This is a genomic window from Luteibacter rhizovicinus, assembly GCF_004342265.1.
Classification (GTDB): Bacteria; Pseudomonadota; Gammaproteobacteria; order Xanthomonadales; family Rhodanobacteraceae; genus Luteibacter; species Luteibacter rhizovicinus_B.
Genome location: NZ_SMCS01000004.1, coordinates 78,283 through 103,091, shown reverse-complemented (window position 1 = coordinate 103,091; position 24,809 = coordinate 78,283). Strand labels below are relative to the sequence as shown.

Annotated in this window: 20 protein-coding genes; 10 read left to right on the top strand and 10 right to left on the bottom strand. The window is 63.2% G+C overall.

Going from position 1 to position 24,809, the window contains the following annotated elements; all coding sequences use genetic code 11:
- Positions 1-117: 117 nt before the first annotated feature.
- Positions 118-2,460 carry a GH92 family glycosyl hydrolase gene (locus EC912_RS11295; protein ID WP_132144043.1) on the bottom strand — a complete coding sequence of 781 codons (2,343 nt, stop codon included), beginning with the start codon at positions 2,458-2,460 and terminating at the stop codon, positions 118-120.
- A 161-nt stretch (positions 2,461-2,621) separates the two neighbouring features.
- Here EC912_RS11295 and EC912_RS11290 point away from each other — a divergent pair, with 161 nt between their 5' ends.
- The 4 genes from EC912_RS11290 to EC912_RS11275 all read left to right on the top strand — a co-directional run bounded on the left by EC912_RS11290 (position 2,622) and on the right by EC912_RS11275 (position 7,278).
- The gene (locus EC912_RS11290; protein WP_132144041.1) at positions 2,622-3,671 is read left to right on the top strand and encodes a LacI family DNA-binding transcriptional regulator; all 1,050 of its coding nucleotides are present in this window, start codon (positions 2,622-2,624) and stop codon (positions 3,669-3,671) included.
- A gap of 107 nt (positions 3,672-3,778) precedes the next feature.
- Positions 3,779-5,008: an L-fucose:H+ symporter permease gene (fucP, locus tag EC912_RS11285; protein ID WP_243649258.1), complete on the top strand. Its 1,230-nt coding sequence runs from the start codon at positions 3,779-3,781 to the stop codon at positions 5,006-5,008.
- A 75-nt stretch (positions 5,009-5,083) separates the two neighbouring features.
- The gene (locus tag EC912_RS11280; protein ID WP_132144037.1) at positions 5,084-6,064 is read left to right on the top strand and encodes a carbohydrate kinase family protein; all 981 of its coding nucleotides are present in this window, start codon (positions 5,084-5,086) and stop codon (positions 6,062-6,064) included.
- A complete protein-coding gene (locus EC912_RS11275; protein WP_132144035.1) occupies positions 6,061-7,278 on the top strand; it encodes an AGE family epimerase/isomerase in 1,218 nt (405 codons plus the stop codon). Before EC912_RS11280 ends, EC912_RS11275 begins: the two co-directional genes overlap by 4 nt.
- A gap of 138 nt (positions 7,279-7,416) precedes the next feature.
- Here EC912_RS11275 and ligD read toward each other — a convergent pair whose 3' ends face one another.
- The 4 genes from ligD to EC912_RS11255 all read right to left on the bottom strand — a co-directional run bounded on the left by ligD (position 7,417) and on the right by EC912_RS11255 (position 11,718).
- The gene (gene ligD / locus EC912_RS11270; protein WP_132144033.1) at positions 7,417-8,283 is read right to left on the bottom strand and encodes a non-homologous end-joining DNA ligase; all 867 of its coding nucleotides are present in this window, start codon (positions 8,281-8,283) and stop codon (positions 7,417-7,419) included.
- 175 nt (positions 8,284-8,458) lie between these two features.
- A complete protein-coding gene (locus EC912_RS11265) occupies positions 8,459-10,384 on the bottom strand; it encodes a CocE/NonD family hydrolase (RefSeq protein ID WP_132144031.1) in 1,926 nt (641 codons plus the stop codon).
- Between the two features lie 90 nt (positions 10,385-10,474).
- Positions 10,475-11,374, bottom strand: coding sequence for an endonuclease/exonuclease/phosphatase family protein (locus tag EC912_RS11260; RefSeq protein WP_132144029.1), 900 nt, complete (start codon positions 11,372-11,374; stop codon positions 10,475-10,477).
- 134 nt (positions 11,375-11,508) lie between these two features.
- Positions 11,509-11,718, bottom strand: coding sequence for a hypothetical protein (locus EC912_RS11255; protein WP_207906826.1), 210 nt, complete (start codon positions 11,716-11,718; stop codon positions 11,509-11,511).
- A 279-nt stretch (positions 11,719-11,997) separates the two neighbouring features.
- Between EC912_RS11255 and EC912_RS11250 the strand changes: the two genes are divergently transcribed.
- The 6 genes from EC912_RS11250 (at position 11,998) to EC912_RS11225 (ending at position 19,304) form a co-directional block, all read left to right on the top strand.
- Positions 11,998-13,011 carry an NADP-dependent oxidoreductase gene (locus EC912_RS11250; RefSeq protein WP_132144025.1) on the top strand — a complete coding sequence of 338 codons (1,014 nt, stop codon included), beginning with the start codon at positions 11,998-12,000 and terminating at the stop codon, positions 13,009-13,011.
- A 139-nt stretch (positions 13,012-13,150) separates the two neighbouring features.
- Positions 13,151-15,802, top strand: coding sequence for an autotransporter outer membrane beta-barrel domain-containing protein (locus EC912_RS11245; RefSeq protein ID WP_165973575.1), 2,652 nt, complete (start codon positions 13,151-13,153; stop codon positions 15,800-15,802).
- Positions 15,803-16,637: 835 nt separating this feature from the next.
- Positions 16,638-16,910: a hypothetical protein gene (locus tag EC912_RS11240; RefSeq protein WP_132144021.1), complete on the top strand. Its 273-nt coding sequence runs from the start codon at positions 16,638-16,640 to the stop codon at positions 16,908-16,910.
- A gap of 619 nt (positions 16,911-17,529) precedes the next feature.
- Positions 17,530-18,273, top strand: coding sequence for a TIGR02117 family protein (locus tag EC912_RS11235; RefSeq protein ID WP_132144019.1), 744 nt, complete (start codon positions 17,530-17,532; stop codon positions 18,271-18,273).
- Between the two features lie 7 nt (positions 18,274-18,280).
- A complete protein-coding gene (locus EC912_RS11230) occupies positions 18,281-18,817 on the top strand; it encodes a DUF6630 family protein (RefSeq protein WP_132144017.1) in 537 nt (178 codons plus the stop codon).
- Positions 18,818-18,980: 163 nt separating this feature from the next.
- The gene (locus EC912_RS11225; RefSeq protein WP_207906825.1) at positions 18,981-19,304 is read left to right on the top strand and encodes a lysozyme inhibitor LprI family protein; all 324 of its coding nucleotides are present in this window, start codon (positions 18,981-18,983) and stop codon (positions 19,302-19,304) included.
- A 297-nt stretch (positions 19,305-19,601) separates the two neighbouring features.
- Here the strand turns inward: EC912_RS11225 and ssb are convergent, their stop codons facing one another.
- The 5 genes from ssb to EC912_RS11200 form a co-directional block, all read right to left on the bottom strand.
- Positions 19,602-20,198, bottom strand: a complete 597-nt coding sequence (ssb, locus tag EC912_RS11220; RefSeq protein WP_132144013.1) for a single-stranded DNA-binding protein — start codon at positions 20,196-20,198, stop codon at positions 19,602-19,604.
- Positions 20,199-20,490: 292 nt separating this feature from the next.
- Positions 20,491-21,009 (bottom strand): fimbrial protein, encoded by a 519-nt coding sequence (locus tag EC912_RS11215; protein ID WP_132144011.1) that lies wholly within the window; start codon positions 21,007-21,009, stop codon positions 20,491-20,493.
- Positions 21,010-21,069: 60 nt separating this feature from the next.
- Positions 21,070-21,603 carry a fimbrial protein gene (locus tag EC912_RS11210; protein ID WP_132144009.1) on the bottom strand — a complete coding sequence of 178 codons (534 nt, stop codon included), beginning with the start codon at positions 21,601-21,603 and terminating at the stop codon, positions 21,070-21,072.
- Positions 21,596-22,129, bottom strand: a complete 534-nt coding sequence (locus EC912_RS11205) for a fimbrial protein (RefSeq protein ID WP_132144007.1) — start codon at positions 22,127-22,129, stop codon at positions 21,596-21,598. Before EC912_RS11205 ends, EC912_RS11210 begins: the two co-directional genes overlap by 8 nt.
- Positions 22,130-22,157: 28 nt before the next feature.
- The gene (locus EC912_RS11200; protein WP_165973574.1) at positions 22,158-24,746 is read right to left on the bottom strand and encodes a fimbria/pilus outer membrane usher protein; all 2,589 of its coding nucleotides are present in this window, start codon (positions 24,744-24,746) and stop codon (positions 22,158-22,160) included.
- Positions 24,747-24,809: the final 63 nt, after the last annotated feature.

Below are 24,809 nucleotides of genomic sequence, written 5' to 3'. Positions count from 1 at the left end.
TAACGGAATGCGACCGGGAGCGAGTGTGCGCCTGTCCTGCAGGAGGCGTGCTTTTTGCAGGACGTGGCGTGAAACCGTCGTGAGGGGTGGGAGCGGCGACGCAGAAACCCCAACTAATTACGGCGCGACCTTCGACATCGACGACGGCCGTGCGGAAGGCGCGGTACCCCAAGTCTTATTCGGCTGCGCCTGCATCGTGAATTTCAGTTCGCCACCCGCAACGATTTCCTCATGCCGCACATACGTGCGATCGAGCGGCTTGCCGTTCAACGTGACCTGCCCCACATACGGATGCGACGCATCCAGATGCTCGGCGGACACGGTGAAACGCTTGCCGCCCGGAAGATTCAGCGTCACCTTGTTCACGAAGGGGCGACCAATGACGTATTCGTTGCTGGCCGGCGTGACCGGATAGAAGCCCATCGCCGTGAACACATACCAAGCCGACATCTGGCCCAGGTCGTCGTTACCCACCAGTCCGGTCGGCGTGGGCGTGTACTGGGTGTCCATGACCGTCTTCAGGCGTTCCTGCGTCTTCCACGGCTGACCCGCGAAATCGTACAGATAAGCCATGTGATGGCTCGGCTCGTTGCCGTGCGCATACCAGCCGATCAGGCCGGTAATGTCTTCGACGTGCGCGAACGCTTTCGGATCGACCTTCGCGTCGAATACCTCGTCGAGCTTCTTCACGAAGTTGTCCTCGCCACCCAGCGCGGTGACCAGGCCCGCGATGTCCTGCGGCACGAACCAGGAATACTGGTACGCATTGCCTTCGGTGAAGTCGCTGCCGTAACCGGCCTGCCCCGGATCGAACGGCTCGCGGAAGGCCCCGTCGGATTTGCGCGCACGCACGAAGCCGGTTTTCGTATCGAAGCTGTTGCGCCAGTTACCGGCGCGCTTCGTGAACGTATCGGCGACGTCGTTCTGTCCCATGGCGCGGGCCATCTGCGCCAGCGACCAGTCGTCGTATGCGTATTCGACCGTCTTCGACGCGGCTTCCGGCTGACGGTCGATCGGCACGTAACCGAGCTTCATATAGTCGTCGAGGCCACCGTACGGACCATAGGACGCACTGGCCACCATGGCATCGAGCGCGGCCTTGGCGTCGTAACCGCGGATGCCCTTCATATAGGCATCGGCGATCACGGGGACGGCGTGGTAGCCGATCATGCACCACGTCTCCATGCCCTGGTACGCCCACACGGGCAGGATGCCGAACGGACTGGATTGCTGCGAGGCAATCAGCGAACTGACGAAATCGTTGCTCTTTGCCGGCTGGAGCAGGGTCATCAACGGCTGCTGCGCGCGGAACACGTCCCACAGCGACCACGTGGAATAGAAGTCGAAGCCCTTCGCCGTATGCACCTGGTTGTCCGGACCGCGATATTCGCCATTGACGTCCATGGACAGACCCGGTGCGATCATCGCGTGATACAGGGCCGTGTAGAACGTCTCGCGCGTCTTCGCCGGAGCGTCGACATCGACCGTGGCCAGCGCCTTTTCCCACGCCCCGCGCGCTTCGGCGCGACGGGCGTCGAAGTCGAAACCGGCGCCATCCTTGTCGAGATTGGCGATCGCGTTGTCCTCGCTGACCGAGGACACGGCGACCTTCACGATCAACGGCTTATCGAGCGGCCCGAAGTCGAACACACCCTCCAGCGCCCGGCCGGTCTGCCCGTCGCGGTCTTCCGCGCGATTTCCGGGGCCGCCGAAGCCGTGATAGACGATGTCCTTCTCGCGGTTGTAGAGCATGCGCGAGGTCATCGGCTGATTGAAACGCATGGCGAAGAAGAGCTGCCGACCCGGCGCCCAGCCGCGGGTCGAACGACCGCCGGTCACCGTACCGTCGGCGCGAACGCGCAGGCTCGCCCACAGGACCTTGCCGTCGTAGTCGTAAATGCTGGGACGAAGATCCATCAGCACGTGGGCCGGCTTGCCCTTCGGGAAGGCGTAGCGATGCCAGCCCACGCGCGTCCCCGCGGTCAGTTCCGCGCGAATGCCATAGTCGGCCAGCGTGACCGCGTAGTAACCTGCCTCGGCTTTCTCGCTCTTGTGATCGAAGCGCGACCGATAGCCACTGCCCGGTTGGTCCGGGGTACCGGGGTCCAGCCGCACGTCGCCGGCGATCGGCATCACCAGTACGTCACCCAGGTCCGAATGTCCGCTGCCGGAGAAGTGGGTATGCGAAAAACCGAGGATGCTGCTGTCCCCGTACTGATAACCGGCCGCCCACTTATAGGCGTGCTTGAAGTCGGGCATGGCCGTGTCGGGACTGAGCTGGATCATGCCGAAGGGCACCGTGGCGCCTGGGAAGGTATGTCCGTCGCCACCCGTGCCCACCATGGGGTCGACCGCGGACCAGGCGCTCACTGGCTTGCCGGCCGCCGCGACCCCGGCCGCGAAGGGGACGGACAGCGCCGCGGCCAGCAGGCCACGACGCAGACGGATGAACTTCGACATTCGGCTTCCCCTCGATCGGATCGTTACAAAGGATTTGGATCGTGATAAACGGACTGAAGCTATCAAACTTGCTTCGCCGATGCATGTTGCAGTGCGTGATGCCTTGTTTGCCGTCCCGAGCGATGATCGCCCGGATTTAGATCGTTTGAAGGAACGAGCCGATGCCCAAGCCACCCCCGCAGCGCCGCAAGGTCACCCTCGCCGATATCGCGCTGGGGTGTGACGTTTCGCGTGCCACCGTCTCGCTGGTACTCCGCGGCAGTCCGCTGGTCAATTCAGCCACACGGGCCAGGGTCGAGGCCGAACTGAAGCGGCAGGGCTACGTGTACAACCGCGCCGCGGCCAACCTGCGCCGCCGAACCTCGTCCAGCATCGGCCTGGTCGTCAACGACCTGGGCAACCCCTTCTTCGCCGAATTCGCGGCAGGTGCCGACGAAGCGCTGGGCCGCGCCGGCTTCGTCACCCTGCTGGGCAATACGGGCGAATCGCCCGAGCGCCAGCAGGCGGTACTCAACTCGCTGGTCGAACACGGTCCGGCGGGCATCATTCTCTCGCCCGCCGAGGGCAGCGAAGGCGAACGCGTGCTTGCCGCGGTCGGCGTCCATACGCCCCTGCTGGTCTTCAACCGCGAACTGCCCGACGCCCAGGGCGAACATCGCTGGGACACGCTGGAAATGGACAACGAGCGTGGCGCCCGCCTCGCCACCGAACATCTCATCGGCCTGGGCCACCAGCGCATCGCTTTCTTCGGCGGCCACCGCGACTCCAGCTCCGTGGAGCAACGCCGCCGCGGCTATACCGGCGCCATGCGCGATGCGGGACTCCCCATCGACCCCGCCTGGCTGATCGAAAGCGCTCCCACACGCCTCGAAGCCGCCCGGCAGACGGGCGCGCTCTTCCTGCGCGATCCCGCCCCCACGGCCGCGGTTTGCTACAACGACGCCGTCGCGCTTGGCCTGATGCTTGGCCTCACCCGGCGTGGACGGCGTCCGGGCGAGGATTTCGCCCTCACCGGCTTCGACGATGTCGCCGAGGCTTCCGTCAGCGTCCCGCCTCTTACCACCATCGCCGTCGATCCACGCGGTCGCGGCAGGCAGGCGGCAGAACTCATCCTGAGCAGACTTTCCAATCCAGACGCGGCACCGGGCCACACCATCGCGCCCGTGCAGCTGGTGATTCGCGAAAGCAGCTGCGCACCCCATTCTTCCTGACCCCAACGGAGCGCCTCATGGCTATTGCTTCCGCGCCAACACCGCCCGCGTCGTCCGCCAAGGCTGGCGACACCCGTTACACCTACTTCCCTCTCGCCCTTGGCGTGATGACCACGATCTTCTTCATGTGGGGTTTTCTTACCTGCCTGAACGACATCCTGATTCCCCACCTGAAAGCCGTGTTCGAACTGAGCTATGCGCGCGTCATGCTCATCCAGTTCACCTTCTTCGGCGCGTACTTCCTGATGTCGTTGCCGTCCGGCCGTCTGGTCGCGGCGCTCGGCTACAAGAAGGGCATCGTGGCCGGTCTGGCCATCGCGGGTATCGGCGCACTCGGCTTCTGGCCGGCCGCCGCGCTGCATAATTACGAGGCGTTCCTCGGCGCGCTGTTCGTCCTGGCCACCGGCATCACGGTGCTCCAGGTCGCAGCCAACCCGTATGTCGCCCTGCTCGGACCCGAGCGCACCAGCTCCAGCCGTCTCACGCTGGCCCAGGCGCTCAACTCCGCCGGTACGGCCATTGCCCCGATCTTCGGCGGCTTGCTGATCCTGGCCAATACAGTCAAGAGCGGCGACGAAGTCTCCCAGATGTCGGCCGTCGAACAGGCGGCCTACCGCGCGCAGGAAGCCAGCTCGGTACAGGGCCCGTACCTCGGCCTCGCCGTCGTGCTGTTCCTGCTAGCTATCTTCGTCTGGCTGTTCCGCCTGCCGGCACTGGAAGAGTCCACCGAGAAGGCCGACACCTCGAAGCACACACTGAAGGACGCCCTGCGCTATCCGCATGTGTTCTTCGGCGTGCTGGGCATCTTCTTCTACGTGGGCTCTGAAGTATCGATCGGCAGCTTCCTGGTCAACTACCTGCACATGCCGGAGATCGGCAATTTCAGCGAGAAGGAAGCCACCCACTACGTTTCGGCGTACTGGACGCTGGCGATGATCGGTCGCTTCATCGGCTCGGCCCTGCTGGTCAAGGTCTCGCCGCGCCTGCTGCTTGGCCTGTTCGCCATCATCAACCTCGTGCTGCTGCTGACCACCATGACGACAACCGGCATGGTGGCGGTTTACAGCGTCGTGGCCATCGGCCTGTTCAACTCGATCATGTTCCCGACGATCTTCTCGCTGGGTATCGAGGGTCTCGGCCCCCTGACCGGCAAGGCGTCCAGCCTGCTGATCATGGCGATCGTCGGTGGTGCGCTGATGCCCTATATCCAGGGTCTCTTCGCCGACCACATCGGCGTGCAGCACGCCTTCTTCATTCCGCTCATCGGTTACGCGTACATCGTGTTCTACGGATTCAGCGGCTCCAAGGTTCGTGCGGTCCCCACCACCACGCACTGACCATCACGTCTGGCGACGGCCGGCATTCGACCGGCCGTCGCGCAGTTTCCTCGCCATAGGACAGGCTTCAATCGCATGGCATCCATTCTTTGCTTCGGCGAAGCGCTGATCGACTTTCACGCGCAGCCGCAAGCTGGCGGCAACCAGCCGCCTGCATTCGTTCCCTTTGCCGGCGGCGCTCCCGCCAATGTCGCTGTCGCGGCCGCTCGCCTGGGCGCCCGCTCGCGTTTCGCGGGCATGCTCAGCCGCGACATGTTCGGCGATTTCCTGCTGAAGAGTCTCGACGAACTCGGCGTCGGCACGGTCGATGTCGTGCGCACCGACGAGGCGCGTACCGCACTTGCCTTCGTCGCGCTCGACGAACTCGGCGAGCGCAGTTTCAGCTTTTATCGTCCGCCAGCCGCCGACCTGCTTTTCCGTCCGGAACACTTCCGTGCGGAGACGTTCGACGATGTGGCCATCTTCCATGTCTGCTCGAACAGCCTGACGGAAGCGGCTATCGCCGACACCACCATCGACGGCATGCGCCGTGCCCGCGCCGCGGGTGCGCTGGTCAGTTTCGACATGAATCTGCGCCCTGCACTCTGGCCGCGCGACGAAGCACCGATGCCGCGCTTGTGGAACGCGCTGCTCGAAGCCGACATCGTGAAACTCAGTGCCGAGGAGTTCGCCTTCATCCATGCGGGCGCCGGTTCCGACGATGCACTGCTTGCCCGCTTGTGGCGTGGCGAAGCGAAGGTGCTGCTCGTGACCGACGGTAGCGAACCGATGCTCTGGTTCACCCGCGACGGACGCGGCACGATCCCCGGCTGGCCCGTCACGACCGTCGATGCGACAGCGGCGGGCGATGCCTTCGTCGGCGGCTTGCTGAGCCGTCTGACCGACGAAAAAATCACGCGCGAAACGTTGTCCGGGCTGCTCGCCGACACGTCGCGCTTCCACGACCTGCTGCGTTTCGCCGCCGCGTGCGGCGCGATCACGGTCACCCGCAAGGGCTCGTTCACGGCCATCCCCGATCAGGCCGAAGTACGCGCCTTCATGGAGAAACACACATGACAACCGTACCTCTTCCCGATTTCCGCTCCGCCGATGTCCTTCGTGCGCACATCGCCAAAACGATGGCGTTCTACAAGCCCAACGAGATCGATCCGGCGGGTGGTTTCCTCCAGTACTTCAAAGACGACGGCAGCGTGTACAACCGCACGCACCGTCATCTGGTCAGCAGCACGCGTTTCGTTTTCAATCACGCGATGGCGGCTATCGAGTTCGGCAAGGCCGAGGACGTCGAAGCCGCCCGGCATGGCCTGAAGTATCTGCGCGAAGTCCACCGCAATCCCGAAACCGGCGGTTACGCGTGGACCATCGAGTCCGGCAAGCCCGAGGACGAAACCTATCATTGCTACGGCGTGGCCTTCGTCCTGCTGGCGTATTCCTGCGGCGTGAAAGCCGGCATTACCGAAGCCGCCGCATGGATGGACGAAACCTGGGACCTGTTCGAAAAGCGCTACTGGGACCCCGCATACGGCCTGTACAAGGACGAAGCCGACAAGCACTGGAATTTCTCGGGCTATCGCGGCCAGAACGCCAATATGCACACGTGCGAGGCGATGATCGCCGCTTACGAGGCAACGGGTAACGACCGTTATCTCGATCGCGCGCTGCTGCTCGCCGACAACATGACGCAGCGTCAGGCAAAGCTCGGCAACGGGCTGATCTGGGAGCATTACGACATTCACTGGAACGTCGACTGGAAGTACAACCTCGACAATCCCAAACATCTGTTCCGCCCGTGGGGATTCCAGCCCGGCCATCAGACCGAATGGGCGAAGCTGCTGCTGATGCTGGATCGTTATACGACCAAGCGTGGCCAGTCGATCGACTGGCTAGTACCGACGGCACAGCATTTCTTCGACAAAGCACTAGCCCATGCCTGGGACGACGAGCACGGCGGCATCGCCTATGGCTTCTCGCCCGAAGGCGATGTGTGCGACGACGACAAGTATTTCTGGGTTCAGGCCGAATCGCTCGCCGCCGCCGCGCTGTTGCACGATCGCACCGGCGAGCCGCGTTATGCGGTGTGGTACGACAGGATCTGGGCGTATTCGTGGGAACACTTCGTCGATCACAAGTACGGTGCCTGGTATCGCATTCTTACGCGCGATAACAGGAAGTACGACGACGAGAAGAGTCCAGCCGGGAAAACCGATTACCACACGATGGGTGCGTGCTATGAAGTTATGGCGCTTATCCGGCGGGGTGGGAAGCCCTGAGGTAGCAAAGGAGCGGCTACACCGCTTCGTAGGCTATCGCGCGCAGGCGCGCTCCCACAGGAATCAAGAGCGTGTACCCGCTCTCTGTGGGAGCGCGCCTGCGCGCGATAGCCTACGAAGCGATGAAGCGAAACTCGCCTAGAGCAGCTCCCCCAACACCTGCCGCGACACCGCCATCCCCTCCCACGGATCCTCCCGCAAATCCCGCGCCCGCTTCAACGCCCGCTTCAATCCAAACGCCCCACCCGTCTTCAACCGCCCGATCTCCTCCCATCGCACCGGCATGGCCACGGGCGCCCCGGCCCGTGCGCGCAGCGACCACCCGGTCACGCTCGTCGCACCTCGCGTATTGCGCAACCAGTCGATGAAGATCAGCCCTTCGCGCTTCGCCTTGCTGGCTTCGGCGATGTAACGCGCCGGCCGCTTCGTCACCAACGCATCCGCCACGCTTTCGCAGAACGTCTTGACCTCGCCCCACGACGGTCCCCGCTGGAACGGTGCGACGACATGCAGCCCCTTGCCGCCCGACGTCCGCACAAAGCTTTCCATCCCGGCGCCGAGCAATACATCGCGAATATCCCGTGCCGCCGCGGCTACCGTTTTCCACTCCACGCCTTCCGCCGGATCGAGATCGAAGATGAGACGATCCGGCTTGTCCGGATCGTCGACACGTGCGCCCCAGGGATGAAACTCCAGCGTGTTCATCTGCACCAGCTCCAGCACGCCTTCGATGCTGTCGACATAGATGTATTCGGCCGGATCGCCGTCTTTCTCCGTGAGTTTCACCGCTGGTACGTGCGCACCCAGCGTATCGGCGTGATGTTTCTGGAAGAAACACTGACCTTCCGCGCCGTGAGGACAACGCACCACCGACAACGGGCGGTTCGCCAGTTCGGGTAGCAGCCAGCGCGCGACGGCGGCGTAGTAATCGGCGACGTCCTGCTTCGTGATATTGCCCTCGGCGTATACCACGCGTTCGGGATGCGTGACCTTGAAGCTCGCCATCGCTCAGCCCGCCCGATGCTTCGCGGAGGCTTGTTTCATCGACCTGCGGATCATGGTGAGACTCCCGAACGAAAAGCTGGGCGTAGAGAACTACGCCCAGCTACGTCGAGGAAATGGCAATAACGTCCCGCACCCACTAAGGAGGGCGCAGTGGGCGTTTCGCGGCTGCCTCGTATTACTTTCCTTGCACTACCGGCAGCTCGATCGCGCTCGCCTTACCCGGCGCATGCCATACCTGCTGCGTCGCCTTTACGTAATCGGTCGGCTTCGCGAAGAAGATGTTCGGCACGTAGGTCTGCGGATTGCGGTCGTACAGCGGGAACAGGGACGATTGAATCTGGACCATCACCCGATGGCCCGGCTTGAACACGTGATTGGCGGTGGGCAGGCCGAACTTGTAGAGCAACGGTTCGTTCGACGCGAGCGCCTTCGGCGTTTCGAAGCTCTCGCGATAGCGGCCACGGAAAATATCCATGGATACCGCCAGCTCGTATCCGCCCATGGCCGGGTTGGACGCCACGATTTCGGGATAGACGTCGATCAGTTTGACGACCCAGTCGCTGTCCGTACCGCTGGTCGCGGCATACAGATTGACCTGCGGCACACCGGAAATACGTAGCGGCTCGGTCAGCGGCTCGGTGACATAGGTGAGCACGTCGGGGCGTCCGTCGACAAAGCGCTGGTCCTGCACGAGCCAGGTGGTCCACGACGTGCGGTCGCCGAAACGCACCGGACGCGGCACGTACGGCACCGGCTTGGCGGGATCGGATACATAGTCGTCGTGCTCGGCCTGCCCTGCCGCCGGCGCCGTGAACGACAGGACGCCGGACGCGTTGAGGTAAAGCGGCTTCGATTTCGACTTGCAGCCTTCGGCACAGCTGAGCGGCCAGGACTTGAGGCGGTCCCAGTGATTCTCGCCCGTGTTGTAGATCAGTACCGGCGGCGTATCGGCGCGCGGCGCGCCGTCCACCAGGTACTGGTCGAAGAACGGCCGCAGCACGTCGCGGCGGAACTGCAATGCCGTATCGCCATCGAACTGCAACGCGCCCAGCGAAGCCGCGTCGTAGTTCACCTGGCTATGGCGCCACGGCCCCATGACCAGGTAATTGTGGTCGTTACCCTTGTCCTTCGGCTCCATCGCTTCGTAGCTATGGATGGCACCCCACATGTCTTCCTGGTCCCACAGACCCTGTAGCCACATGGTCGGCACTTTCAGGGGCTGTTTGGCCATCACCTTGTCCAGCGCCTGTCCCTGCCAGTACGCATCGTAGGACGGATGCTCGCTGACCTTCTTCCAGTACGGCAGTACGTCCATGCCCGTGAGCCGCGCATAGTCCCCCGCCGAACCGGCGGCAAGAAAATTGGTGTAGTCGTCGTAACCTTCGCGCGCCGTCGTCGAGCCCTTGCCACGCGCCGTGGTCTGGCCGATGAAGTAATCGAAATTCGTCTGGCGGAAGGCACCGTAATGGAACCAGTCGTCGCCCATCCAGCCATCGACCATGGGGCTTTCGGGCACGGCGACCTTCAGCGCGGGATGCGGATTGACCAGCGCCATGACGACGGTGAAGCCTTCATACGACGAACCGATCATGCCGACCTTGCCGTTGGATTCGGGCAGGTTCTTCACCAGCCAGTCGATCGTGTCGTAGGCGTCGGTCGAGTGATCGACTTCGCTGGAATTCAGCGGTCCGCGCAGGGGGCGCGTCATGACGTAGTCGCCTTCCGAACCGTACTTGCCGCGGATGTCCTGGAAAACACGGATGTAGCCGCCATCGACGAAGACTTCGTCGCCCTGGGGCAGCAGGTCGCGCATCTTCGGCGATTCGAGGCGCGCGGCGCGGCCGCTGGCGTTGTACGGCGTACGCGTGAGCACGATCGGCGCGTGCTTCGCTCCCTTGGGTATCACGATGACGGTATGCAGCTTCACGCCGTCGCGCATCGGGATCATGACGTCGCGTTTGACGTAGTCGAGGTTCGCGGTCGGACTGTCGAACTTCGGCGGAATATCCGGCGTCATCGGCGGTGTCTGCGCGGCGGCAAGCGATACGGCAAGCGCGGCGGACAGGGCAAGCATAGGCAACAACGTGCGACGAACGGTCATTGAAGTTCCTCTGTAACGATGGGACGGACGCGGCCCCTACCGCGTCCGTCGATGCATGCTATTGGGGCTTCCCAGCAGTCTTGCGAACAGTCACCGCGTCAGCATGATCGACACGGGGCAGTGGTCGGAGGGATGTTCCGCTTCCGGCACGCCATAGGTGAACTCGTTGAACGACCCCGTGACCATACGCGTGCTCGCCGCGCGATTCATCACGAGGTGATCGATGAAGTCGGGATATTTCGCCTCGCACGTGGCCGAATGTCCGGCTGTCGCGTCGACGAGGTTGACACCCGGTGCACTGCGGCCGAGGTCCAGCCACACGCGATCGCCGGGCAGGTCGAGTCGACGGTTCCAGTCGCCAAGGATGACGAAGGCGGCGCCTTCTTTTTCGCGCTCTCCGATCCATTTTTGCAGTACGGGCACCTGATCGAGCAGGACCGGGCAGGCACTGCCCTGGTCGCCCTTGAAACAACCGCTCTTCAGGTGGACACCCAGCAGGCGAAGCGGCTGACGGCCTTCGACGGTGATGTCCACACCCCAGCGCAGGTCCGGATTGCCGACACCCAGTTCGCGTACGTCGTCATGCCGGGTGAACGGGATGCCGTTGCGAATAGCGAAGCCCACATCCTGCTTCCGGATCGTCAGGCCATCGCGCGAACCGCCGCACGCGCCGTGGCGGCCACTGTCGGGCCGTTCGGAAAACACCACATGGTATTTGTCGGGCGTGAACACCCGTGCCGCGGCTTTGGCGGTTTCCACTTCTTCGAATGCGATGACGTCCGCATCCATCTGGTCGGCATAGCGGCGCATCGCCGCATAGTCCGCCTCCGTGCGCGGGCGGCAGCCCGTGCCATCGGCCTCGGCCAGATGCTCCATGTTCCAGGTAACGATTTTCAGGGGGGTAGCGGGTGCGGTCGTGCGCACCGGCGCATGGCAGCCGGCAACGAGAACAGCCAGGCCACAGAAGAGGGTCAGACGGAAACGGGACATGCGTGCTTTCACCCTGATAGTAATCGGGTGATCGTGCCCCATTCAGATGCTGGTGGAAACCGGCCGAAAGTCCCGGTTACCGCGTCGCCGATCCAGCCAAACCTGCGCGAAGCGAACTTCGCGCAGGTTTGTTCTTACTTGGCCGCGGTGGAGCTGGGTGCCGGCGTTGCTGCCGTACCGGTAGCCGCAGGCGCCGTTTCGGGTGCCGCAGCCGGTGCCGCAGGAGCAGCGGTGGATGCAGCAGGCGGCGTGGCCGCTGCCGGCGGCGTGTCTTCCGTCTTACTGCAGCCGGCCAGCAGGGCGGCCGCGACCAGGGCAAGGGCTAAGGTCGATACAGTCTTCATGATGGCTCCTCTTAATTATCCAAATAGGGACAGGCGCGGCGTCTCGACATACGCCAGACGGCGCGCATTCCACGGCGAATCGCCGCGCCTGCCTATATACCATGCCACGAATACCGTTCCGGGCGACAGATCGTTCGGTGTAAGCCGTTCAGACATGGGTGAAGGTTTCGAGACGGCACGATCACCGGACAAGCCCGTCCGGCAGTGCTATACCTCCCGCCTGCGAGGCGCCAGAGGCCGGTCGTGGCCGCCATTGTTTTCGACGCAGGAGGTCGTTTCATGCTGTTAAACCGTCAGTTACGCCTGAAAACCCGCCCTGAGGGTCTCGTTCGCCGCGAGGATTTCGATCTCGTCGAGGAAACGACACCCGAGATTGCGGAGGGCCAGACGCTGGTCCGCGTGCTCTATCTGTCGATGGACCCCACGAATCGCGTGTGGATGACGGACAAGCCGCAGTACATGCCGCCGGTCGCCATCGGCGAAACCATGCGGGGACTCGGCCTTGGCCGCGTCGTCGCCTCCCGGTCGAATCATTTTGCGGAGGGCGACCTCGTCCAGGGGCTGCTCGGCTGGCAAGACTATGCGGTCATCGACGATAAGCAGGCGAAACAGTTCGCGAAGCTGCCATCCCATCCCGGCGTACCGCTGCCTACCCTGCTTGGCGCGTGTGGCTTCAGCGGACTCACCGCCTACTACGGCCTGACCGAAATCGCCCCCGTTCAGCCCGGCGAGACCCTGGTCGTGTCCGCGGCGGCCGGCTCCGTCGGCTCGATCGCCGGACAGATCGGCAAGCTCAAGGGGGCCCGCGTCGTCGGTATTGCCGGTGGCGCGGACAAATGCCGCTATCTCACCGAGGAGCTGGGCTTCGATGCCGCCGTCGACTACAAGGCGGAGAACTGGAAGCAGGCTCTCGCCGCCGCGACGCCCGATGGCGTCCACGTCAACTTCGAAAACGTCGGCGGAGCGGTGATGCGCGCCGTCCTCGGACGCATGGTCAACGGTGGACGTGTCGCGTTGTGCGGGCTCATCGCCAACTACAACAGCAACGAAAAGCCCAGCGACGATTACAGCATCATCATCGTCAAGCGCCTCACCGTTCGCGGCTTCCTTGCATTCGACTTCCCCGACAGCCAACGCGCGGCGAGCGAACTCGTCGGCTGGGTCAGGGACGGCCGCATCAAGGCCGAAGAAACCGTGGCGGAAGGATTGCCCAACGCGCCGGTCGTGCTGAATCGCCTGTTCGACGGCAGCCATCGCGGCAAACTGGTACTGCGCGTGGCGGACGACATCTGAGCCGGACGCCATGCCCCACTAATTCAGAGTAAAAATTCAGACTAGTCGTATTCGTCAACGTGGGCTCGCCCCTTAGTTTGCAGCGTTTAACGCAAACTTTGGATGACGAATGCAACACGGACTACAACGATTAAGTGTATTGGCCCAGTCCGTCGCGCTGCTGCTGGCGCCCGGCGTCAGCGTGGCGGAGGACGAAGGTCTGGTGGTGGACGGCGAGCGCGCCTACCTGCTCGCAGGTGCGAAAGTGAAAGGCAATGGCGTCCACGCCCTGCACGTACTGAATGGTGGCAGAGCTTTCTCGACCGACCTCGAATTCGTCGCGCACGGCTCCCAGGCCAATGGGCTACGCGTACTGCACGACAGTAGTCTGGCGCTACTACAGGGTGGCGTAGTCCATACACACGGCGATGTGGCGGACGGTGTGCTGGTCGGCCGCGACGGTCCGGCCCCCGTTGCGGGACGAGTGGAGTTGCGCAGTGTCGATGTGCATACCTGGGGAAACAGCTCCGCGGGCGTGAAGACTCTCGGCGGTGCACAGGCCTGGGTGTACCGAAGCACCATCGGCACCCACGGCATCGGCGCGTACGGCCTCGCGGTCGGCGCGGGGTCGCGTGCGTTCGCGGAAGATACGGTTATCCACACGCTGGGAGATAAAGCCTATGCCGTCGATATCAACGGCGCGAACGCCAGCGTCGAGCTGCGCGACACGACGCTCGTCACCGAAGGTAACGCGGCGGAAGGTATTTACCTGCTGGACGGCGCGTCGGCGAGTCTGGCAAACGTAACGATCAGTACCACGGGCGAATTCAGCTACGGAATCAATGCCAATAGCGGCACACGAAATCTGATACTGAATGGCAGCCGGATCCTGACGACCGGCGCGAGCGCTACCGGCTTGTGGGCGTATATGGCTGGAAACGTCGACATCGAAAACAGCAGCATCCGCACGACGGGCACAGGTGCGCATGCCCTGCACGGCCAGGGCGGAAGCAAATTGCATGTATTCCAGAGCGAAATCGCGACCGAGGGCGAGAAGTCCTGGGCGGCGGCCATCACCGAGGGGTCGTCGCTGAAACTGGTTGGCAGCACCCTGATAAGCGAACGCTATGGCGCTATCGTTGCCATCGGCGCCTCCGCCATCGACGCGACAGCCGGCGCGCGAATTACCGGAGGCAACGGTACGCTGTTATCGGTCGGCGGAACCGCCGACGCTCCGCTATCGGTAACGATGAGCGATAACGTCTTTGCCAGTGGCGACATCGTCGGCCGCGGAGCGATGCCCGACCGCGAACGCGTCGTGCTTTCGCTGGACAAAACATCGCAATGGACCGGTGCGAGCCGCATTCTGGATAGCCTGACCCTGAACCATGGCAGCCATTGGACGATGACGAACGATTCGCGTGTCGGCAACCTGCGCGTCGACGGCAGTTCGATCGTCTTCGCGCCACCGGTCGACGGCCAGTTCCGAACGTTGCGCGTCGATGGCGACTATGTCGGCAACGACGCATTCCTTCGAATGAATGTCGCACTGGCCGGCGACGACGCGCTGGGCGATCTTTTCCATGTAGCAGGCAATACGTCGGGACGCACGACGATTGCCGTCGACAACGCGGGTGGCGTGGGCGGCCTTACGCTACGAGGCATCCGGCTCGTCGGCGTGGATGGCACGTCGGCGGGCGAATTTGTTCTGGGCGGTCGCGCCGTTGCCGGCGCGTATGAGTACTTTCTGGTAAAGGGCGACGCGCAGCGCGCGGGCGACGGCGACTGGTATCTGCGTTCCACGGCGCCGAACGATCCTGGCCCGGACCCCGAGATAGGTATTAGCCCCGATCCGGCCATCGACCCACCCGTCACACCTCCGCCGCCCTATGTCTGGCGTCCCGAAGCAGGCACCTATCCGGCGAACCAGCGAGCGATGACCGACATCTTCCAGACGTCGCCGCACGACCTCCGCGGCGATGTCACCGCACAGGGCACATGGGCACGTATGGATCACGGCCATGCCACGTACGACGCAGGCGACCAACTTGCGACGACGAGCAATACCTGGTCGCTTCGCATCGGCCGCGATCTCGCGCACTGGGAACGCCGCGGCCTGGGCATGGCGGGCGTCATGCTGTCCACCGGACAGGCGCATACGAGTACCTATTCGCATATCAGCGGATATGCATCCCGTGGCAAGGTGCGCGGCGCGGCACTCGGCGTCTACGCAACGTGGTACGCGGACCCGGCCGCGATCGAAGGCTTTCGTGTCGATGCATGGACGCAGTACGCGCACTTCAGCAACAGCGTCGAAGGTTCGGGACTTCCCCGCGAGCGCTATAGCGCCGGCACGCTCGACGGCTCGGTCGAAACCGGATACGCGTGGCCTGTTGCCGCATCGGGAACGACAACCGTTTTCGTCGAGCCGCAGGCGCAGCTGACCTATACCGCAATCGATGGAACGCCTCACCGCGAAGCCCAGGGCACCCTCGTCGTCTTCGACCATGCAGCGGGCATGTCGTCGCGCATCGGCATGCGTATCCACGCTCGCCATATCCTGCATAACGGAACCGTCATTCAACCTTTCCTCGGCTGGAACTGGCTGTATCGTCAGCGCTCGCTGGATCGCATGACCTTCAATGGCGAAGACGTCGCCACGGGCGCACCGGGTCGCAGGCATGCGGTCACGGCGGGCCTGGAAGCCCGTCTCGCCGGACATTGGTCGGTCTGGACGAACGTCGAGTCCAGCGTCGGGAAAAGCCATTACCGCTCGCTGGGCGGGACACTGGGTGCGCGCTATTCGTGGTGACGACGATCAATCGCCGCGCCTCACGCGCCCCTCACCGTCGTCCCTGCGCAGGCAGGGACCCAGTGCGGTGCATGCGGTTGTCGCGATCACGCTCATCAGCTCTTCGCCGTAGCGTCGGCCGTCGGCACATCGGTACGCACGGCACAGAGCCCGCCGCTGCCCTCGTCGCGCCCACGTCGCGCAATCACTGCCTCGCCCTTCCGCACTCACGCACGCTCCTACGGGTCGCGACGAGGACAGCGACAGGCTCTTCCGGATGGCGGGGCGTGTTGTGGCGAAGAGCGGCGACTTTTGCTGCTCTCAGTCTTACCCAACGTGGTCGCTGCGGACCCCGGCGTACGCCGGGGTGACGATGAGTGGGCGGCGGCTTTCCGCACTCAGGTCACTCGGCAGTCTTGGCAGATCTTGCGCAGGAACGCTCTTGAGCGCGATGTCCTCGAGGTTGCGGGAAGTGCTGAATCACCGTTATCGCGATAACCCACTGCACCGCACTGGATTCCTGCCTGCGCAGGAATGACGGTGAGGGATGGTGTGGCTTCATCGCACTCTCAAACAATTACCACGCATTTTTCGGAATAATCGGATGGATGCGTGGGTGAGGGGTTGCGATGCTTGCCGGGCCGTCGACCCTTTCGATGGCCGGGCGTAGAAACCCGATCTTGCAATACCACGCAGGTGACTTCGGTCCCTGCGTTCACTCCCGCGTGTTTATGGCGGACGTGTCGGGCAGGCTTCGGCCTGGCCGGGTTTGGTATTGCAGCCGGTTTTCTACCCCGACACGTCCGCCACCTCGCGTCATGCGCGGTGGCGGCTCATCGGTCACGCGGAGCCGTGTATGTCCTCTTCCCTCATTTCCTCCTGCCCCGTTTGCCACGGCAACCTCGCGCTTTCCGTCGACGAGTTGCACGATGCTGCGCAGATGCGACTTACCGCCTCGACGGCGATCTTGAGTCAGCTGGCGCTTTCGACACACACCGATTTCGATGCGACGTCGATGTCGCAGGCGCTATCGTCGGTGCGTCGCTTGGTCGACGAGGCGGCTGAGTTCGTCGTGGCGATCTGGCGCGAGAAAGGTCATGTCGTAAACGCCTCGACTCAAGCGGCCTGACCCGGACGATAAAAAGTCGAAGACCTCCCTTCGCCTCACGACGTCATCCCCCTCACCGTCACCCCGGCGTACGCCGGGGTCCGCAGCGACCACGCGGGGACAAGCCCGAACGCTGAGGTTCCCGCTTTTAAAGCGACCATGGTCGTCGCGACAACCGACCGCCTCGCCGCGGATTCCGGCGTGCGCCGGAATGACGGTGAGGGCGAGTGGACGCTTTCGACTTGATCCGAAAACGCGTGCGCTTTACTGAGAGCGGAAAACTGCCGCTCTTCCCCACAACAAACCCCAACACCCGGAAGAGCCTGCCGCTGCCCTCGTCGCGACCGGTAGGAGCGCGCGTGAATCGGGAAGGACGAGGCAGTGATTGCGCGACGTGGGCGCGACGAGGGTAGCGGCAGGCTCTGTGCCGTGCGCTAACGATGTACCGCGCTACGGCGAAGAGTTGATCGTATGCGGTCGCGACAACCGCATGCACCGCACTGGGCTGCTGCCTGCGCAGGAGCAACGGTGAGGGGCCGTGTAAGCTTGTCCAGATTTGACGGACACCTGAATTGTCCGCCAGCGGAGGGCACTGGCCGATGTATCTGAAAACGGGATTACCCAGACAGAAGACTGCCCCGTGACCACGGCACCCGCCCGGCTATGGTCGATCCTGTGGCGCGGCATGCTCGCCATTTTTCTGCTTCCCGTCGTCTACCTCGTCGCCGCCCTGCTGCTGGGCTGGCTTCCCGTCAATCGCGACTGGCACGACGCCGACCGGGGCATCACTGTGTGGTTGACGACCAACGGCGTGCACGCAGGTCTGACCATGCCCATTCGCAACGAATCGATGGACTGGACGGCGCTTTTTCCCGTGCGTCCGCCCGACGGTCCATCGGGCTCTTCGCCAGAGGTCGTGACGGTTGGATGGGGCGACCGGACCTTTTTCCTCAACGTGCCGACGTGGAACGATCTGGATGCGTCGACGGCGCTTTACGCGCTGAGCGGTCTCGATCGGACCGTGATGCACGTCGAGTACGAAAAATCGCCGGTTCCGGGGCCGGACGCGGTGGCATTGACGCTTACGCCGGAGGCTTACGGAAGGCTGGTGGCTTTCATTCGTGCAAGCACGACGATGGATGCCAATGGCCGCGCTGTCCCGATCGAGGGGCATGGCTACGGGGAGAACGATGCGTTTTACGAGGCGCAGGGCCACTACAGCCTGTTCACGACCTGCAACCAATGGGTCCGCGACGCGCTTTCGGCGGCAGGCGTTCGCGCTCCCTGGTGGGCGCCGTTCGACAAGCCGCTATTCTGGCAGCTGCGCCGGGACGCTTCCGGCGATAATACGTTGCCTGGCGTGCCGCCCCACCCCCATCAGTGATCCGATCATGACTTCATTCGACGACGATTTCGATTCCGAACACGACCTCGACCACGATGAGGAGAGCGGCGATCCGGTGGAAGCACGCATCTGGCATTTGCTGCTCCTGATCAATCCCGGCGACGAGGATATGGCGATGCAGCAGTTCGCGGCGTATCGCGAGGCCATGACCGAGGCGGCTGAAGACACCGATCCGGTCGAAGTGATCGCCCGCATCATCGACTGGCGCTCGGGTTTCCAGGTAGATGCCGACGATACGCATGCACTGGTGCAGGCTGTCGACGAACTGGCGGCGCGCTGGAATCTGTCCATCGATTGGAATGGCGATCCGGACGACGACGATTTCCATGACGACATGGACGCGGCGTCGCTGTTTTCTACGGCCTACGACTATCTGGCCCAGTTCGGTTACACCTTATGGGCGTGGGAAACCGACGAAGGCAATTACGCAGGATGGATCACCCAGACCCGCGACAACGAACCCATGCGCGAACTGGCTACCGACCTTCGCATCAATATGCGACTGGGAAGCGACGTAACGTAGGGTCACCACACTTCACGTATCACGATTCCAGCCGGCGCCGAGCCGGTGGCGATAATCCGAACCGATCGTTGGAGGAAGCCCGATGCGAATGCTCTTCACGTGTTTCGCGCTCATCGCAGTCCTGCCCGTAGCCACCGCTCAGGCGGACGATTGCGCTAGCGCCATGAGCCAGTCGGCTATGAACATGTGTGCCGACCAGGCTTACAAGAAGACCGACGCAGAACTCAATACGGTCTACAGGCAAATCACCAGTCGCCTGAAAGACGATAAGGAGAAAACAAAGCTCCTACTCGTGGCGCAGAAGAACTGGCTGGCTTTTCGCGACGCCGAGTGCACCTTCACGACATCGGCCAGCGCGCAGGGAAGCATTTATCCGATGCTCGTGGCTCAATGCCGCGATGGCTTGACCCGCCGCCGCATCGACGACCTCAAGGGCTACATGACATGCGAAGAAGGCGATATGAGTTGTCCCGTGCCATCGAAGTAGCCTGCAATCAGCAAAACGCAGCCTGCGGCGCCTCAGCCGGGTCGACCCTTGGGGCCGCCTGAGCTGAGGGCCGCGATGACTCATTTACGAAGTGAAAGCGGAGCTACGGCCCGTGCCCGAAGGGACAGCATGAAGGCCCAAGGGCCGACCCGGCCGCGGCCTCCGCGACGCACGAGCGTGAAGCGGCTGTCCTTGACCGAAGAGCGACCTGACCCGCCAGGTCGTTTCCGGTAATACGTGAAGAGCCTTTATTTATGCGTAGCAAAGGCCGCGTAGCAACGGCCGACGTGGTGAAGATCAGAACGGAATATCGTCGTCGTCGAAGCCTTCGTTGCTGACCGGAGGCGGTGCCTGGCGCGTCGGGGCGCCGCGGTCGTTGCCGCCGCGCGACTGGCCGTAGTCGTCGCCGCCGCGGTTGCCGTAGTTGCCGCCACCGCCCGAACGCTGGCCACCGCCACCGCCACCGCCACCGCCACCAGCGGCTGCACCGCTGCGTGCCTGCTGCGGACGGGCGTTGCCCTGGCCGCCACCGAAGCCGCCGCCACCTTCCGCGCCGGCGTTGCCGCCGAGCATCTGCATTTCGTTGGCGATGATGTCGGTCGAGTAGCGCTCGACGCCGTCTTTATCGGTGTACTTGTCGGTGCGCAGCGAACCTTCGATATAGACCTGACGGCCCTTCTTCAGGTATTCGCCTGCGATTTCGGCCAATTTGCCGAAGAGCTTGACGCGGTGCCACTCGGTGCGTTCCTGCTTCTCACCGCTCGCCTTGTCGGTCCAGGCCTCGGACGTGGCGATGCGCAAGCTTGTGATCGCCGTACCGCTGCCGGTGTACCGGGTTTCCGGGTCCGCGCCGAGGTTGCCGACGATGATGACTTTATTTATGCCGCGTGCCATGGATTTCCCTCGTTTGCTGTCTGTTCACCGCGACCCGAAGGACGAACCGGCGTCGAGTCCGCCCATCTAACCACGCTCCCCCTGCTGGGGTCGACGGGCCGGGCGGATCGGACCGGTTATTTTCCGGTATCCGTCCGGGGCCTGCAAACGGTTGCCCGGAAACGGCCCCAGAGCGCGACCTCTGAGGCTGCCCGACCCGCGCCGACGGGTCCAGAGGCATGAAGGAGGACGAACGAAGGGCTTCGCGGATGGCATTTGCCAGCCCGGCCCGCGTCCCACCGGGGACCGGTCATCAGGCGAAATCGATGAATACGACAATGCAGGCATTGGCGTCGCCCACTCCCAGCGCGCCGATGCGACGGTAGCGTACACGGAGCCCAAAGCGATTTCCCTGACTGGCGGGCATCCAGATAAGTGGCGCGTTGGTGTCGTTGGGCAGGATGGCCTGACCGTCCTGCGTCTGCAGCTCGATGGCCACGCCTTTCGAGCCACCGGACGCGAAGAAAAGTTCCGGATGACCGTCGGTTGCGGCGGATGGCGCGTTGAAGGTCATCAGAATCTTTTCGACGGCGAAACATCCTGTCGTCACGATATCGCCCGCCACCCAACTGCCCACATCACCCACCTCAGGCAGTGACAACGCAGATACATCCCCCAGCTCGAACCTCACGTCGCGCGACTGGTCGAAGCCGCAGCTACCCGTCAGGCGCCCCTGAACCCTGGCGTCGATCCGGTCCGCGCGAGCGGCATGGAGGCTTGAAGCACCCATGGGCAGGACGCTCAGGGCCAACCTCAGCGCGACAATTTTCATATCAATCCATTGATGAGTTTAAAAGAGGACGCTCCCTGTGGGTCGACCGATCGCAAACGATCACTCGAACATCATGCCCACGGTTACCGTGGCGTCGGCGTTGCCTGGGGTCATGTCGCGCACGCGCTTGTAACGCGCGCGATAACCGAACTCTCCCCGAGCAGGCAGAGGATCCCAGACCACCGGCTGAAGGGATCGGGGCACGACGGGACGACCGTCTGCGGTCTGCAGTTCGATAGCAATGCCTCGCGATGCATCGTCCACGGCGAACAAATTCGCGTCGTCGACGTCAGGCACGCCGTCGAAACTCATCAGGACACGGTTTACCGCATCGCACGCCGTCGCGCGAAATGCCCGCTCGACCCACGGACCCGGTGCACCCACAGCAGGAAGTTCGCTCGCCTTGATCTGTCCAAGAGGTATCTTGAGGTCCGCCGTTTCGAACGCGCATCCGCCGACGATGCGACCATTCACCCAGAGATTGACGCTCTCCGAGGCGCCCGGTTGCACCGATGCACCGGCACTCGACGCGAACGAGATCGCAAGGCATGCGGTGGCCATAGCGACCGCGAACACTCCTGATCTGCTAGTCATAGGTAATGTCCACCCTGATCTGGGCGTTGGCCGCGCCGGCTTTCATCTCGCCCGTCCGCACATAGCTCGCCTTGAACGGGTACTTGCCCCCGTTTGGCTGAGGCGCCCAGTTAAGACTGCCCCCCGGCTTGACTTGCCTGCCATCCTTCGTCTGGAGATTAACGGCGATACCTGCGGCGCCGCCGGGAGCGAGAGCGAAAAGATTGGGATAGCCGGGCTCACCCGTGCCCACGAACGCCATCTTTACATTCGTTACACCGTGGCAACCGGTCGACTCAATGGCGTTCTCGGCGTTGCCCACTTCGGTGCCCACCTGGAGGAAGTCGCTCGCCTTTACGTCACCAATATCGAACAGGACGTTGGTCGTTCTGAACCCGCAACTACTGATCAGATTCCCAGTGACGGCAAAGTGGAGTTGAGGACCTGGCGTGGATGCAAGCGCGGGTAAGGAACACGAACAGAGTGCCAGCAGTATCAGGCCCGATGCGTGCAGTCGGTGCGGCGCGGCGTTGTTTGGATGAATCATGGACAATGCTTTCCTTCGAGTGAACGGGTTAGTGCGAACGAGCCGTGGCAACAGGCGTCGTTCGTGCACACGATGACGTGACGGTGGTAAGCGTCTTACCGGATGTCTTTGGCAGGTCGGCAGGCAATGCGATTTCGCAGTGCTGACCGGCACCGGCGCCCCAACGTACGGTCAGGGTGAGGCTATCGCCGCCGTCGCGTACGAAGATGCGGCCGCCCTGCCCCACGACACCGACCACCTGTCCCTGGTGATCGAGCACTTCGGCACCGAAAGGCAGCGTCTGACCGTCATCGGCGCGCGTCTTGACCAGCAGAGCGCGTCCGTTGACCGTTTCATACTTCACCAGCACGACGGCGCCGCGATGGGGTGCAACGCGTTGACTGGTCGCTTTGATTTCCACATTGAGCGATGTGCCGACGGGGTCGACCGCGACCTCGTTCATCTGATATGGCGTGAGATACGGGACCACACCGTAACCACGACGATCGAGCTTCGCACCGCGCGTGTTGGAGAGCACCGCGCCCTTCGCATCGGGCGCATGGGCAATGGCGATCGTTTCGCCAAGCGTCTGCGCCAGGGTCACGCCTCCGCCATGCACCACGAGACCACCTGAAACACCCGCCGACGCGGTACGAATCTCGCCGTCGCTGCTGGCACCGAGGGAGACGTCCGCGACGGGCGCCGCGTAGTTCCCCGTCGCCTCGATCGAAGTCCGGCCGCCGCGGCGCGTGGCGCTACCTGCGTAACTGTATTGACCCATGCTGCCGGCGGTTCCGCTGATACCGGCTCGCACATGCCTGCCACCGGAGGTCTCGTGCCCCACTTCCGAGGAAAAATAAGGGGAACGCGGAGCGCTACCGAGAGGCAACGACAGGGTGAGTTGGGCACGTGTTTCCGTGCGGCTCCTGCCGGTCGTCGCCAGCGCCGTCCGTACCCGCTGGACACCGATACCGACGGTCGCCGAGCGGATCGTCGTGCTGTACCCCGCGGAATACGTGACCGAATTTCGTTTCGCATTCCAGAAGCTCTCTGCCGACCCGGAAAGAAACAGCGAACCACGCCGGTCGCCCAACGACTGGTTGAGCGTCAGCTCGAAGCGACTGCGGATGCGTTCGTAGTCGTGGATGTCGTTTCCCTGCCGATACAGCGAACGCAGACGGCTTGCGTCAAGAAGACTGAGATAGCTGGCAGTGGAATAACGGTACGCGCCAAGGGCGAAGATCGTGCCGCTTTCGGAAAATGTCTTGCTGTAACGGAGCTGCACACTATGCCCATTGGACACACCGAGGCCGGGTACGTTCGCCCGCGCATAGGTGATATCGGCCGATAGCGCGCCGATGCGCGAGTTGAACGCCGCGCCGAACTGATATGCGCCATAGCCACGCGACATCACGCCGCCAACATAGCCCGTGACGTTGTTGCTGATACCGTGACGGAGCGTGGCCTGCGCGATATAGGGCCGCTCCACCTGCTCCACTTCGTTCAGATGGCCGGCACTGACGGCATAGTCCGTCTGTCCCTCCCGCAAGAGATTCGGCGTTGCGGCATACGGCACCTTGAACTCAACGCGGCGACCGTCCGCCTCGGTCACGGTCACGTCGAGGTCGCCACCGTAACCTGTCGGATAAAGATCGTCGATGACGAAAGGCCCAGGAGGTACGGTGGTTTCATAAAGGCTGATGCCGCGCTGCGTCACCGCTACCCGCGCATTCGTCGCGGCCACGCCTCGAATGACCGGCGCGTAGCCGTTGCGCGATCCCGGCAACATGCGCTGATCCCTGGCAAGCCGCACACCCCGCACGCGGAGGCTGTCGAACATGCTGCCGTCGGTATAGGTATCGCCGAGGTATAGCTGCGCGCCCATCGAGGGCAGGTCGCGATGCACGTAGCTGGCATTCTTCTGGTAACGGATACCGTTGCCAGACACTGCGTTCAACGTGCCGGTATGACGAAAATGCCAACCGCGCAGATTGGCCCCCGCGTCCAGGCCGACATATGACGTTGTCGTGGAACTGCGACCAGTCGTTGTTCGATATGAGCTGGCCCGATAAGACAACAGACCGGCATCGATACCCGGATCCCACAGTTCGGGAGGCACGTAACCGCGCGGCAGACGATTGACGTAAACCTGGGGAACCGTGAGTTCGAGCGTCTGGTCCGAGACGTCGAAGTTCGCCGTGGCACCGGGAATAATCTGGTCGATGGTCTCGCATGCCGGGCTTTCGCTACGGGATGCGGGAAGGGTCACGTCACCCGCTTTGGCTCCGTATTCAATAAGCCAGTTGCGCGCGATGCATGGTCGGGCGCCCATATTGTCGTCAATGACGGCGAAACGCACATCGCGTTGCCCCTTCCGTTCGCCATTGAAGTACACGTCCACGGAATAGACGTCGGGCAGTACGACATTGGCCCGGCCAAACCGCGATACATCGGCAGCCGCACGGCTGCCCGTCGGAAAGAACCGGCTATCGAACTCAACCGCTTCGTCATTCACGCTCGTTTCGGCGGCAACGGCCGTGCCGCTGACGCCTGCGAGAAGCGCGGCGTGGATAAAAGCGCCGAGGACATGCGGTCGTTCCGCATGCCTTGGGGTAGTGATGCTCAGTCGCGGTCGCATTGTGTCCAGTCCATTAGTCATTCGCGGCGGTCGCGCAGGCGCGTCCGATCCACCGCAGTTAGC

What these genes read in the sequence shown, in the direction of transcription:
- EC912_RS11200 (WP_165973574.1), bottom strand. Translation starts at nt 24,746, where the DNA reads ATGCGACCGCGACTGAGCATCACTACCCCAAGGCATGCGGAACGACCG.
- EC912_RS11265 (WP_132144031.1), bottom strand. Translation starts at nt 10,384, where the DNA reads ATGACCGTTCGTCGCACGTTGTTGCCTATGCTTGCCCTGTCCGCCGCG.
- fucP (WP_243649258.1), top strand. Translation starts at nt 3,779, where the DNA reads ATGACCACGATCTTCTTCATGTGGGGTTTTCTTACCTGCCTGAACGAC.
- EC912_RS11230 (WP_132144017.1), top strand. Translation starts at nt 18,281, where the DNA reads ATGACTTCATTCGACGACGATTTCGATTCCGAACACGACCTCGACCAC.
- EC912_RS11275 (WP_132144035.1), top strand. Translation starts at nt 6,061, where the DNA reads ATGACAACCGTACCTCTTCCCGATTTCCGCTCCGCCGATGTCCTTCGT.
- EC912_RS11215 (WP_132144011.1), bottom strand. Translation starts at nt 21,009, where the DNA reads ATGAAAATTGTCGCGCTGAGGTTGGCCCTGAGCGTCCTGCCCATGGGT.
- ssb (WP_132144013.1), bottom strand. Translation starts at nt 20,198, where the DNA reads ATGGCACGCGGCATAAATAAAGTCATCATCGTCGGCAACCTCGGCGCG.
- EC912_RS11290 (WP_132144041.1), top strand. Translation starts at nt 2,622, where the DNA reads ATGCCCAAGCCACCCCCGCAGCGCCGCAAGGTCACCCTCGCCGATATC.
- EC912_RS11210 (WP_132144009.1), bottom strand. Translation starts at nt 21,603, where the DNA reads ATGACTAGCAGATCAGGAGTGTTCGCGGTCGCTATGGCCACCGCATGC.
- EC912_RS11255 (WP_207906826.1), bottom strand. Translation starts at nt 11,718, where the DNA reads ATGAAGACTGTATCGACCTTAGCCCTTGCCCTGGTCGCGGCCGCCCTG.
- ligD (WP_132144033.1), bottom strand. Translation starts at nt 8,283, where the DNA reads ATGGCGAGCTTCAAGGTCACGCATCCCGAACGCGTGGTATACGCCGAG.
- EC912_RS11225 (WP_207906825.1), top strand. Translation starts at nt 18,981, where the DNA reads ATGAGCCAGTCGGCTATGAACATGTGTGCCGACCAGGCTTACAAGAAG.
- EC912_RS11250 (WP_132144025.1), top strand. Translation starts at nt 11,998, where the DNA reads ATGCTGTTAAACCGTCAGTTACGCCTGAAAACCCGCCCTGAGGGTCTC.
- EC912_RS11205 (WP_132144007.1), bottom strand. Translation starts at nt 22,129, where the DNA reads ATGATTCATCCAAACAACGCCGCGCCGCACCGACTGCACGCATCGGGC.
- EC912_RS11280 (WP_132144037.1), top strand. Translation starts at nt 5,084, where the DNA reads ATGGCATCCATTCTTTGCTTCGGCGAAGCGCTGATCGACTTTCACGCG.
- EC912_RS11295 (WP_132144043.1), bottom strand. Translation starts at nt 2,460, where the DNA reads ATGTCGAAGTTCATCCGTCTGCGTCGTGGCCTGCTGGCCGCGGCGCTG.
- EC912_RS11240 (WP_132144021.1), top strand. Translation starts at nt 16,638, where the DNA reads ATGTCCTCTTCCCTCATTTCCTCCTGCCCCGTTTGCCACGGCAACCTC.
- EC912_RS11260 (WP_132144029.1), bottom strand. Translation starts at nt 11,374, where the DNA reads ATGTCCCGTTTCCGTCTGACCCTCTTCTGTGGCCTGGCTGTTCTCGTT.